This is a genomic window from Aeromonas jandaei, from assembly GCF_037890695.1.
Classification (GTDB): Bacteria; Pseudomonadota; Gammaproteobacteria; order Enterobacterales; family Aeromonadaceae; genus Aeromonas; species Aeromonas jandaei.
The window spans coordinates 4,204,676-4,216,368 of sequence record NZ_CP149571.1 but is presented as its reverse complement, the minus strand read 5'-3'; the positions used below and the strand labels follow the sequence as shown (position 1 = coordinate 4,216,368).

The following is an 11,693-nucleotide window of genomic DNA, read 5'->3' as shown; positions in this document are numbered from 1 at the left end:
ATGAACATTTCGACCCAGCAACTTATCGACGGCCAGTTTGTAACAGGGGAGGGCCCGAGCGAACCGGTACTCAACCCAGCTACCGGTGAGCTGATTGTCCAGCTGCCGGAGGCCTCCTTCGAGCAGGTGAGCCGCGCCGTCAACGCCGCCCAGCGCGCCTTTGGCACCTGGCGTCACACTACGCCGGCGACCCGCAGCAACCTGCTGCTGCGCCTTGCCGCCGCCATCGAGGAGCGGGCCGAGGCCTTCGCAGCCATCGAGTCCCTCAACTGCGGCAAGCCTTATGCGGCCGTGCTGGGTGACGAGTTGCCGGCGGTAGTGGACTGCTTCCGCTTCTTTGCCGGAGCGGCCCGCTGTCTGCACGGGCCGCTGGCGGGCGAGTACCTCGACGGCCACACCAGCATGATCCGCCGTGACCCTATCGGGGTGGTGGGCAGCATCGCCCCCTGGAACTATCCGCTGATGATGGCGGCCTGGAAGATTGCCCCCGTGCTGGCGGCCGGCAATACGGTGGTGCTCAAGCCATCGGAGCAGACCCCGCTGAGCGCCCTGCTGCTGGCGGAGATTGCCAGCGAGATCTTCCCGCGCGGGGTGATCAACATCATCTGCGGCCGTGGCGAGAGTGTGGGGGCGCCGATGGTGGAGCATCCGCTGGTGCGGATGGTGTCGCTCACCGGCGATATCGCCACCGGCCAGAAGATCCTGCAGAGCGCGGCGCGCACCATGAAGCGTACCCACCTCGAACTGGGTGGCAAGGCGCCGGTCATCATCTTTGACGATGCGGATCTCGATGCGGTGGTGGCCGGCATTCGCACCTTCGGTTTCTACAATGCCGGACAGGATTGCACCGCCGCCTGCCGCATCTATGTGCAGAACAAGTTGCACGACCGCTTTGTTGCCGCCCTGACCGATGCCGTCTCCTCCATCAAGGTGGGTACCCAGCGCGAAGAGGGGGTCGAGATGGGGCCGCTTATCTCCGATCGCCAGCGCCATCGGGTGGCGAGCTTTGTCGAACGGGCCGTCACCAGCGGCCATATGGAGGTGACTACCGGCGGGCGGATGCGCCCCGGCAGCGGCTTCTTCTACGAGCCGACCCTGATCGTGGGAGCCCGACAGGAAGACGAGATCGTGCGCCGCGAAGTGTTCGGCCCTGTGGTGTCGGTGACCCGTTTCAGCGACGCCGAGCAGGTGGTGCAGTGGGCCAACGACTCCGACTATGGCCTCGCCTCTTCGGTCTGGACTCGGGATCTGGGGCTGGCCCACAAGGTGGCGGCGGGACTCCAGTATGGCTGCACCTGGATCAACACCCACTTCATGCTGGCCACCGAGATGCCTCACGGCGGGATGAAGATGTCCGGTTACGGCAAGGATCTCTCCCTCTACGCGCTGGAGGATTACACGGTACCGCGCCACATCATGGTCAAGCTCTAGCAATCGGCTCTGAGCTACGGCCTGGTGAAAGTGGCAAGGCCGCGTTGCAATGCGCAAAAGAAAAAGCCCATCCGTTGCCGGATGGGCTTTGTTTTCCCGGGCCGCAAACTGCGGCCAGCGCAGGATTAGACGTTGAACAGGAAGTTCATGATATCGCCATCTTTGACGATGTAGTCCTTGCCTTCGGCGCGCATCTTGCCCGCTTCTTTGGCGCCCTGCTCACCCTTGTAGGTGATGAAGTCTTCAAAGGCGATGGTCTGGGCACGGATAAAGCCCTTCTCGAAGTCGGTGTGGATCTTGCCAGCCGCTTGCGGGGCAGTGGCGCCGACCGGAATGGTCCATGCACGCACCTCTTTCACGCCAGCGGTGAAGTAGGTCTGCAGGTTCAGCAGCTGGTAGCCGGAGCGGATAACACGGTTCAGACCCGGCTCTTCGATGCCAAGGTCGGCCATGAACTCGGCGCGATCTTCGTCGTCCAGCTCGGCGATGTCAGCTTCGATGGCGCAGCAGACGACCACGACAACTGCGTTCTCGGCAGCAGCGATCTCGCGCACCTTGTCCAGATAGGGGTTGTTCTCGAAACCATCTTCCGCCACGTTGGCGATGTACATGGTGGGCTTGAGGGTCAGGAAGTTGAGGTGGCTGACAGCGGCCAGCTCTTCCTTGTCCAGCTTCATGCCGCGGATCATCTGGCCATTTTCCAGCGCGACCTTGATCTTCTCCAGGGTTTCGACTTCCAGCTTGGCATCCTTGTCGCCGCCTTTGGCGCGCTTGGACTGGCGGTGAATGGCGCGCTCGCAGGCGTCCAGATCCGACAGGGCCAGCTCGGTGTTGATCACTTCGATGTCGTCGGCAGGGGAGACCTTGCCGGCAACGTGGATGATGTTTTCATCGTCGAAGCAGCGCACAACGTGGCCGATCGCTTCGGTTTCACGGATGTTGGCCAGGAACTGGTTGCCCAGACCTTCACCCTTGGAGGCTCCGGCTACCAGACCGGCGATGTCGACGAATTCCATGGTGGTAGGCACAACGCGCTGCGGATTGATGATGGCAGCCAGCTGATCGAGGCGCGGATCCGGCATCGGTACTACACCGGTGTTCGGTTCGATGGTGCAGAACGGGAAGTTGGCGGCTTCGATACCGGCCTTGGTCAGCGCGTTGAACAGGGTGGATTTGCCTACATTGGGCAGGCCCACGATACCGCATTTAAAACCCATGGATTGTTACCTTACTTGATGGATGCTGTGAGGCTCGCCCGCAGGCGGCCCGTGTCATGCTTTATTCGGCCTTGAAGCTGTGCAGCCGGTTCATGGCCTTGGTCATATCTTGTTTGAACAGGATGTCGGTAGCACGCAGGGACTCGTCCAGTGCGGCATCGATCAGGTTCTGTTCACTGCTGGGCGCCTTGGTCAGCACGAAGCCGGCGACCAGCTCCTTGGCTCCGGGATGGCCGATCCCGAGGCGCAGCCGGAAGAAGTTATTGTTGTTGCCCATCTTGGCGATGATGTCCTTGAGGCCGTTATGGCCGCCGTGACCACCGCCCTGCTTGAACTTGGCGATGCCCGGGGGCAGATCCAGTTCATCATGGGCCACCAGAATCGCTTCCGGCTCAATCTGATAAAAACGTGCCAGAGCGGCGACCGCCTTGCCGGAGAGGTTCATGTAGGTGTTCGGGATGAGCAGTCGCACATCCTGCCCATCAACCAGAATGCGGGCAGTGTGGCCGAAGAACTTGGGCTCTTCGCGCAGGCTGACATTGTGCCAGCGGGCCAGTTGCTCCACATACCAGGCGCCCGCATTGTGGCGGGTTTTGGCATATTCCGGGCCGGGATTGCCCAGTCCGACGATCAGTTTGATTTGGCTTGTCACGCTTGATGTCTTCACTCGCAGCTGCCGTGGGCACACTACCCAGGGCAATAGGACGCAATATTCTAGCCGCCGAGTGGCGATCACTCAACCAATGCGCATGTTATGGCGGGATTTGAGCGATTTTGGCGGCCAATGGATGACAAACGGACCTCTTGCGAGAGGCCCGTTCTCTGTCGATTTGCTGATGACCCGGTTATTTGGCGCGTAGCAGGGTGACAGTTTCCTCATCCAGCGCGGTCAGGGTGGGGCGGGCATCGCGCACATACTCCACGAAGGAGGCAGCATCGGTGCCGCAATCGACCCCGGCGGCCTTGCAGTCGAGGGATTTGCCCGGGGCGTAGACGGCGCCGAGCAGCTCGCCATTTTGTGCCACTTTGAGCACCGGGAAGGCGGTCAGCTTGCCGTTGACGCTGGCGATGTCGACCCGCTCGCTCTTCTGACGCTGGGCATTGGCCAGTGCCTGCCAGCCGTCGTTGCCGTTGGCGCTGTAGGCGTTCATCACCACGCGATAGCGCTGACTATCCACCAGATCCTGCCACTCGCCGTTCGCCGTCTTGTGCTGCAACTGGGTCAGAGAGCCTGCCTTGCCTGCGCTGGTCTCCTGGAAGGTGTAGCGCAGGTGGCCACCATAGGGGAACTTGCCGGCATGGGCGCTGGCGGGCAGGGTGGCGGTGATGGTTTCGGTCAGAAGAGCACGCACCTCGGCACCGGTCAGGGTCAGCACCGCGAGCTGGTTCTTGAACGGCAGCAGGGTGAGGGAGCTGTCCCCCTCGCGCCACTCGCCGGCCGGCAGCTCGGCGCGCACGCCACCCACAGCTACCAGTGCGAAGTCGACCGGACCACCAGTCAGGGCCTGAACAGCCGGGGTATTGGCCCAGTAGAACTCCCCTTCGGCAACCAGCGGTGCCACGTCGGAGCCGTGGTTGTCGCTGCCGTTGTCGCCGGGGCGACGGGCATTTTGCAACTGCTCGGGAATGGTGCCGATCACCGGGCCATAGGCCTTCTCCAGCGCCGGCTTGTAGTGGCTGTCGATGATGCCGCGCAGGCGGGGATCTTCATCCACGGTAACCAGATTGGGCTGGTTGTCGACGAACTGGCTCGCCTCCTTGCTGCGGTTCTCGTCGAGGGGCTGCTTGCGCGCCGCATCGGAGAAAAAGTCGCGGCTGGCCAGCAGGCTGTTGTGGCCCTGACAGTCGGTCACATGACCCTGACCATCAAAGCTTACCTGAGCCAGACCAATGGCCTGGGCGTAGGAGCCAGCCTGCACCACGCAGGTCTTGCCGATGCCGTCCGGGTTGGTCACCAGCTTGGCGTATTCGCCGGTGTTGCCCCAGCCGATATTGCGAAAATCACCGAGCAGGCTGTGGGAGTGACCACCGACGATGGCATCAATGCCGTTTACCTTGGCGGCCAGCGCCAGATCCCGCTCGTTGCCGATGTGGGTGAGCGCCACGATCTGGTGGATCCCCTTGGCTTGCAGCATATCCACCGTGGCCTGGGCAGATTCAACCTCTTTGGCAAAGCGCAGCTTGCCGACGTTGGGCGCAATGTTGCCCATATCTTCCAGTACCAGACCGATGACAGCGACCAGCTGTTTGCCTTGCGGCAGGTTGTTGATGTCGGTGACCGGGCTCTTCTGGTTGCCGTCAAAGGCGTAGACAGTGAAAGGCTTGAGATTGGCCACCTTGCTGAGAGCGGGATCGGCCTTGGTATCGAGGTTGGCGGCCAGAACCGGGAAGTTGACCCCCTTGATGAAGCGGGCCAGCTTCTGGTTGTCGAGATCGAATTCGTGGTTGCCAAGGGCCATGGCATCGAGGCCGAACTGGTTGAGTAGCTCGGCGTTGGCCATCCCCTCGTTGAGCTTGAAGTAGCCGCTGCCCTGCCAGGCATCGCCGCCGTGCAGCAGCAGCATGGCGTGGTTCTGGGCCAGCGCATCGGCCTGATAGGCCTTGGCCATGGTCAGCAGCCGCGGGTAGCCGCCAAAACGGGTGTAGAGGGTATCGGTCTCTCCCTCCTTGGCAAAGATATGCCCCTTCAGCTCGGCGTTGGCCGGGTCAAACTGGGAGTGGGTATCGTTCATGTGAGCCAGCGTCAGCACGAAGGGCTGATTTTCTTTGGCAGGCTGACAGGCGAAGAGGGCGGAGGTCAGGGTCGCAAGCAGGAGGGGGCGCAAGCCATTCATGGGTAAATCCTTAACACCTGCCACAGGCAGGGTCGTACATATAGCCGGGGTCTAGAAAGACGAAAACCGCCTGATGGCGGTTTTCGTTATTGCTGAATCTATCAATGCTCAAACATGGCAGAGATGGACTCTTCGTTGCTGATGCGACGAATGGCTTCGGCCAGAACAGTCGAGAGGGTCAGCTGTTTGACTTTGCCAACTGCCTTCATCTCCGCGGTGAGCGGGATGGAGTCAGTGATGATCAGTTCGTCGATCACGGAGTTCTTGATGTTCTCGACTGCAGAACCGGAGAAGACAGGGTGGGTAGCGTAGGCGAATACACGCTTGGCACCGCGCTCTTTCAGGGCTTCTGCAGCTTTGCACAGAGTGCCGCCGGTATCGATCATGTCGTCAACGATGATGCAGTCGCGGCCGGCAACGTCACCGATCAGGTGCATGACCTGGGAGACGTTCGGGCGAGGACGACGCTTGTCGATGATGGCGATGTCGGTATCGTCCAGCAGCTTGGCGATGGCGCGGGCGCGCACTACGCCGCCGATGTCCGGCGATACGACGACAGGGGACTCGAGGTTCTTGGACTTCATGTCTTCGAGCAGCACCGGGCTACCGAATACGTTGTCTACCGGAACGTCGAAGAAGCCCTGGATTTGCTCGGCATGCAGGTCAACGGTCAGCACGCGATCCACACCCACGCTGGAGAGGAAGTCAGCGACAACCTTGGCGGTGATGGGCACACGGGCGGAGCGGACGCGACGGTCCTGACGGGCATAACCAAAATAGGGGATTACGGCAGTGATACGGCCAGCTGAAGCACGACGCAGTGCATCCACCATGACGATCAATTCCATCAAATTGTCGTTAGTCGGGGCACAGGTGGATTGAATGATGAAGATATCGCCACCACGTACATTCTCGTTGATCTGTACGCTGATCTCGCCGTCGCTAAAGCGACCTACGGCAGCATTGCCGAGTTTGATAAACAGGCGATCTGCGATCTTCTGGGCTAGTTCCGGCGTTGCGTTACCAGCAAACAGCTTCATGTCAGGCACGGTTTGAAACCTCGGGGTTGCATCCAGTATGTGGGGGAGTCTGAAATCAGACCCTTATCGTTTTGGGGCAAACGATTTAGCCAGACAACGAGCAAGGGATTAGCTGCATCGGGATGGCAGAAATGGGGGTGAGCCCTGCGACGTGGGCGAGCACGACATCGCCCGCGTCACTGCCATCAGATCAAATTGGCTGGGGTACTAGGATTCGAACCTAGGGATGGCGAGATCAAAACCCGCTGCCTTACCGCTTGGCGATACCCCAATCATTTGAATTGTTGCAAAGTGGCGAGGAGTGGTGATATGTTCTCGCCCTTGGCGACAAACCCATCCAGCCCCTTCGGCACTCTGGCCAACACTTCCCGAGCAGTCACTTCGTCTTCAAACTTAGCAAAGACGCAGGCTCCTGTGCCCGTCATTCTTGACGGCGCGTATTCTAGCAACCAGCCGAGCGCATTGGCAACCTCGGGGTGGCGCTTTTTCACGAGAGCTTCGCAATCGTTTTTCCACTCCCCCTCCATCAGGTTGTGCAAAGCCATCTTCGGAGTGGCTCTGGGCAGGTCCGGATCCTGGAACACGACAGCGGTTGCCACATGGCAATCCGGCTTGAGCACCAGATACCATGACTCGGGCAATTCGACCGGTTGCAGCCGCTCGCCAACCCCTTCGGCAAAGGCCGCCCGGCCACGGACAAAGACCGGCACATCGGCCCCCAGCTGCACGCCAAGCGCTGCCAGTTCATCTTCATCAAGACCTGCCTGCCAGAGGTGGTTAAGCGCCACTAACGTGGTTGCCGCATCGGATGAGCCGCCGCCGATGCCGCCGCCCATGGGCAGCACCTTCTCCAGCCGGATATGGGCTCCCTGCGGGCTCGGCAGCTTTGCCTGCAGCAGGCGGGCAGCACGGATGATGAGGTTCTGTTCATCCGGTACGCCGGGAATGGCCGGGCTCAGGGTGAGGGTGTCGCTATCTGGAATCACCTCGAATTCGAGCCAGTCACCGTGGTTGAGGAAGATGAACAGGGTCTGCAGCTCGTGGTAGCCATCCGGACGACGGCCATTGACGTGCAGGAACAGGTTGAGTTTGGCCGGTGCCGGCCAGCGTGTGGAAGCCATTAGCGTGCAAGAGTCCATTGGTTGATCTGAAGCTTGAGGCGGCTGCCCTGACCGGTCATGGTCAGCTGGTGGGGCAGGCGGTAGCCATCCTGATCCCGATAGTCGCCATAGACGATCTGCCACTGGCCATCGCGGACGCGGGCCAGACTGCTGTCGGGGCTGAGCTCGAAGTCGGCCTCGCCCGGCAGCCCCTTGATCCACTCCGGCAGACCGGCGACCGGAATGTTCCAGCCGGTGAGTTGATAGACAAGCCCTTCGGCATCCTGGCTCTGGTGACGCTTGCCCTCGCTGTCGATCAGGGTGATTTCGCCCTTGCTGCGAGAGAGCTCGAGAATGCTGGTGCCGATCAGGCTGGTGAGGTTGAGCCGATAATCATCGCCATCCTGCTGCCAGTTGAGGCGGGCGCTGCCCTTTTGCTGGGGGGTGATGATGGCCATCTTGCCGGAAAGCTCCCAATGGGTGAGCTGTTCGAGGCGGGTTCGCTCCTGATCCCAGTTCACCTGGGCCCGCTGGGGCTGGGTGGTGGCACAACCGCCAAGGATCAGCAGGCAGGCGAGGGTAAAAATACGTAGCAGCAAGAGAAGGCTCCAGAGAGAGGAATTTGCCACAGTATACGGGGCGGCCGTATTGCTTTTAAAGACTTACCCTTTCTCGTACAATTGGCAGCCTTTGCACCCAGCGTATGAAATGATCGTCGCCCACTCATGAGTTTGCTTGCCCTCGGAATCAACCACAACACCGCCAGTGTCGCCTTGCGGGAGCGGGTCGCCTTTGGCCCGGACTGCATCGATCGCGCCTTGCGTGAGCTGGTGAACCAACCCGGCATCAACGAGGCGGTGATCGTCTCCACCTGCAACCGGACCGAGCTCTACTGCAATCTGGCCGGTGAACAGCAGGGCGAGGTGCTGCGCTGGCTGCAGCAGTTCCACGGGCTGGATGCGGCCGAACTGGTCAGCGCCATCTACCAGCACCATGACGAAGAGGCGGTGCGCCACCTGATGCGAGTGGCGTGCGGGCTCGACTCGCTGGTGCTGGGAGAGCCGCAGATCCTCGGCCAGATCAAGCAATCCTACGCCCATGCCCAGCAGGCGGAGTCGGTGAAGGGGGCGCTTGAGCGGCTGTTCCAGAAATCCTTCTCGGTGGCCAAACGGGTGCGTACCGATACCGAGATTGGCGCGAGTGCCGTGTCGGTGGCTTTTGCAGCTGTCAGCCTTGGCCGCCGTATCTTTGCCGATCTCTCCCAGACCAAGGTGCTCTTGGTCGGTGCTGGCGAAACCATCGAGCTGGTGGCCCGCCATCTGCGCGAACAAAACGTGACCCAGATGATGGTGGCCAACCGGACGCTGCAACGGGCCCAGACCCTGGCTGCCGAATTTGGTGCCCAGGTGATGACGCTCGAAGAGATCCCCGATTATCTGCATGAGGCGGATATCGTCATCAGCTCGACCGCGAGCCCGCTGCCCATCATCGGCAAGGGGATGGTGGAGCGAGCCCTCAAGGCCCGCCGCTTCAAGCCGATGTTTCTGGTCGATATCGCCGTACCGCGCGACATCGAGGCGGAAGTGGATGAGCTCTCCGACGCCTATCTCTACACGGTGGATGACCTGCAAGGGATCATCGAGCAGAACCTGGAGACCCGCAAACGGGCCGCGGCACAAGCCGAGGTGATCGTGCAGGAGGAGCGCGACGAGTTCATGGGCTGGTATCGCGGCCAGAGCTCGGTTGATCTCATTCGCGACTACCGTCAGCAGTCCCAGCAGGTCGCTGACGAAGAGTTGCAACGCGCCCTGCTGGCACTGGCCCAGGGCGAGAGTGCCGAGCAGGCGCTCAAGGCGATGGCCCATCGCCTCACCAACAAGTTGATCCATGCGCCGACCCAGGCCCTGCGCCAGGCGGCCTCCCAGGGCGACGAGAGTGCGCTGTCCCGTCTGCGGCAGGCACTGGGGTTGTCACAAGAGTAATTTTTCGGGGCTACCATGCTGGTGGTGCCCGTCCTCCATTTGAGATTGCAAGAGTTATGAATCCGTCACTGATCAGAAAGCTGGAAGGCCTCATCGAGCGCCACGAAGAAGTTCAGGCCATGCTCGGCGAGCCCGACGTGGTTTCGGATCAGGAGCGCTATCGCGCCCTGACCCGTGAATATGCCCAGCTGGAAGATATCGTTCACGCCTTCCAGCGTTTCCGTCAGGCGCAGGATGATCTGGAGACGACCCAGATGATGCTGGAAGAGGATGATGCCGACCTGCGCGAGATGGCGCAGGAGGAGCTGCCGCTCGCCAAGGCCAATCTGGAGGCGCTGGAGCAGGAGCTGCAAGTGATGCTGCTGCCCAAGGACCCCAAGGATGACAACAACTGCTATCTGGAGATCCGGGCCGGGGCTGGCGGTGACGAAGCGGCCATCTTCGCGGGCGACCTGTTCCGCATGTACTCCCGCTTTGCCGAGCGTCAGGGCTGGCGCGTCTCCATCGTCAGCTGCAACGACGGGGAATATGGCGGTTACAAGGAGGTCATCGCCAAGATCGACGGCGAGCGCGTCTATGGCCGTCTCAAGTTTGAATCCGGTGGTCACCGGGTACAGCGGGTGCCGGAGACCGAATCTCAGGGTCGGGTGCACACCTCCGCCTGTACCGTCGCCGTGCTGCCGGAAGTGCCGGAAGCCGAGCAGATCGAGATCAACCCCTCCGATCTGAAGATCGACACCTTCCGCGCCTCCGGTGCCGGTGGTCAGCACGTCAACAAGACTGACTCGGCCATTCGCATCACCCACCTGCCGACCGGGCTGGTGGTGGAGTGTCAGGACGAGCGCTCCCAGCACAAGAACCGCGCCAAGGCGATGTCGGTACTCTCTGCCCGCCTGCAGGCGGCTGAGGATGAGCGCCATCGCGCCGCCGAGCAGAGCACCCGCCGCAATCTGGTGGGCTCCGGTGATCGCTCCGAGCGCATCCGGACCTACAACTATCCGCAGGGCCGTCTCTCCGAGCACCGTATCAACCTGACCCTGTACCGTCTCTCCGAAATTTTGGAAGGGGACCTGGACTGCGTTATCACCCCGCTGGTGCAGGAGTATCAGGCCGACCAGCTCGCCTCGCTGGCCGAGAGCAATTGATGCAAATGCGGAACCGGCAAGTTCGCATTAAGTGTTGTGCCCATAACATGGAGCAGCACTGATGCAGATCCAGCAGGCTCGTGCCCATATCATGACCGTACTGGCTGAGGGGGAGTCCCCTCGCGCCGATGCCGATGTGCTGCTCTGTCATCTGCTCGACTGCCGGCGCAGCTATCTGATGACCTGGCCCGAGCGCGAGCTGGATGCAGCCCAGCAGGCCACCCTGCAGACGTGGCTGGCCCGTCGTCTCAACGGCGAGCCCATCGCTCATCTCGTTGGTGAGCGGGAGTTCTGGTCGCTGCCGCTGAAAGTGAGCCCGGCGACCCTGATCCCGCGCCCCGATACCGAGGTGCTGGTGGAGCAGGCGCTGGCGAAGATCCCGCAAGGGCCCTGCGCCGTGCTGGATCTCGGTACCGGCACCGGTGCCATCGCGCTGGCCATCAAGTCCGAGCGACCCGAGCTTGATGTATGGGCGGTGGATAGGATGGCGGACGCTGCTGCACTGGCGCGCGAGAACAGTGCGGCGCTGGGGTTGCCCATCGAGGTGCGTGATGGCAGCTGGTTTGCCCCGCTCGATGAGCAGGCTCCCCGCTTTGCGGTGATTGTCTCCAATCCCCCCTATATTGATGGCGCCGATCCCCATCTCGAGCAGGGTGATGTACGCTTTGAACCGCGATCGGCGCTGGTGGCGGACGAAGCGGGATTGGCGGATATCCGCCACATCGCGACCCATGCCCCGGCCCATCTGCACAGCGAAGGGTGGCTGCTGCTGGAACATGGCTGGGATCAGGGGATGGCGGTGCGCCAGCTGTTGCAGGATCTCGGCTATCGCAGCGTAACCACGGTGCGCGATTACGGGGAGAACGAGCGGGTCACTCTGGGCATGTGCCCGACCTGCTGAATCTCTTAACTACCGGTTTGACGGGCAGGGGCGCGGCCTCTGC

At 61.6% G+C, this 11,693-nt stretch carries 9 protein-coding genes, 1 tRNA gene and 1 pseudogene; 4 read left to right on the top strand and 7 right to left on the bottom strand.

All coding sequences use genetic code 11. The features are described 5' to 3' along the window. On the top strand, positions 1-1,431 hold the full coding sequence (locus tag WE862_RS19795; RefSeq protein WP_042030047.1) for a gamma-aminobutyraldehyde dehydrogenase: 1,431 nt from the start codon (positions 1-3) through the stop codon (positions 1,429-1,431). A gap of 125 nt (positions 1,432-1,556) precedes the next feature. Here the strand turns inward: WE862_RS19795 and ychF are convergent, their stop codons facing one another. From ychF to lolB, 7 genes and pseudogenes are all read right to left on the bottom strand, one after another. Next, positions 1,557-2,648 (bottom strand): redox-regulated ATPase YchF, encoded by a 1,092-nt coding sequence (gene ychF / locus WE862_RS19790; protein WP_033115314.1) that lies wholly within the window; start codon positions 2,646-2,648, stop codon positions 1,557-1,559. A 61-nt stretch (positions 2,649-2,709) separates the two neighbouring features. After that, positions 2,710-3,300 (bottom strand): aminoacyl-tRNA hydrolase, encoded by a 591-nt coding sequence (gene pth / locus WE862_RS19785; RefSeq protein WP_033115315.1) that lies wholly within the window; start codon positions 3,298-3,300, stop codon positions 2,710-2,712. 193 nt (positions 3,301-3,493) lie between these two features. Next, on the bottom strand, positions 3,494-5,482 hold the full coding sequence (locus tag WE862_RS19780) for a bifunctional metallophosphatase/5'-nucleotidase (protein WP_042030049.1): 1,989 nt from the start codon (positions 5,480-5,482) through the stop codon (positions 3,494-3,496). A 101-nt stretch (positions 5,483-5,583) separates the two neighbouring features. Next, positions 5,584-6,531 (bottom strand): ribose-phosphate pyrophosphokinase, encoded by a 948-nt coding sequence (locus WE862_RS19775; protein WP_005343846.1) that lies wholly within the window; start codon positions 6,529-6,531, stop codon positions 5,584-5,586. A 187-nt stretch (positions 6,532-6,718) separates the two neighbouring features. After that, positions 6,719-6,793: transfer RNA gene (locus WE862_RS19770), tRNA-Gln, on the bottom strand. After that, positions 6,773-7,643: pseudogene (ispE, locus tag WE862_RS19765) on the bottom strand (4-(cytidine 5'-diphospho)-2-C-methyl-D-erythritol kinase). The gene WE862_RS19770 and the pseudogene ispE overlap by 21 nt, the downstream one beginning before the upstream one ends. Then, complete coding sequence (gene lolB, locus WE862_RS19760; RefSeq protein WP_042030052.1) at positions 7,643-8,221, bottom strand: lipoprotein insertase outer membrane protein LolB; 579 nt, start codon at positions 8,219-8,221, stop codon at positions 7,643-7,645. Before lolB ends, ispE begins: the two are co-directional and overlap by 1 nt. A 126-nt stretch (positions 8,222-8,347) precedes the next feature. Here lolB and hemA point away from each other — a divergent pair, with 126 nt between their 5' ends. The 3 genes from hemA to prmC all read left to right on the top strand — a co-directional run bounded on the left by hemA (position 8,348) and on the right by prmC (position 11,650). After that, positions 8,348-9,604 (top strand): glutamyl-tRNA reductase, encoded by a 1,257-nt coding sequence (hemA, locus tag WE862_RS19755; RefSeq protein WP_042030053.1) that lies wholly within the window; start codon positions 8,348-8,350, stop codon positions 9,602-9,604. A gap of 56 nt (positions 9,605-9,660) precedes the next feature. Further along, positions 9,661-10,749, top strand: coding sequence for a peptide chain release factor 1 (prfA, locus tag WE862_RS19750; protein WP_033115320.1), 1,089 nt, complete (start codon positions 9,661-9,663; stop codon positions 10,747-10,749). A gap of 61 nt (positions 10,750-10,810) precedes the next feature. Then, positions 10,811-11,650, top strand: a complete 840-nt coding sequence (prmC, locus tag WE862_RS19745) for a peptide chain release factor N(5)-glutamine methyltransferase (RefSeq protein ID WP_042030054.1) — start codon at positions 10,811-10,813, stop codon at positions 11,648-11,650. Positions 11,651-11,693 lie beyond the last annotated feature (43 nt).

Coding starts and splice junctions, on each gene's coding strand:
- ychF (WP_033115314.1), bottom strand. CDS start 2,648: ATGGGTTTTAAATGCGGTATCGTGGGCCTGCCCAATGTAGGCAAATCC.
- prfA (WP_033115320.1), top strand. CDS start 9,661: ATGAATCCGTCACTGATCAGAAAGCTGGAAGGCCTCATCGAGCGCCAC.
- WE862_RS19795 (WP_042030047.1), top strand. CDS start 1: ATGAACATTTCGACCCAGCAACTTATCGACGGCCAGTTTGTAACAGGG.
- WE862_RS19780 (WP_042030049.1), bottom strand. CDS start 5,482: ATGAATGGCTTGCGCCCCCTCCTGCTTGCGACCCTGACCTCCGCCCTC.
- hemA (WP_042030053.1), top strand. CDS start 8,348: ATGAGTTTGCTTGCCCTCGGAATCAACCACAACACCGCCAGTGTCGCC.
- prmC (WP_042030054.1), top strand. CDS start 10,811: ATGCAGATCCAGCAGGCTCGTGCCCATATCATGACCGTACTGGCTGAG.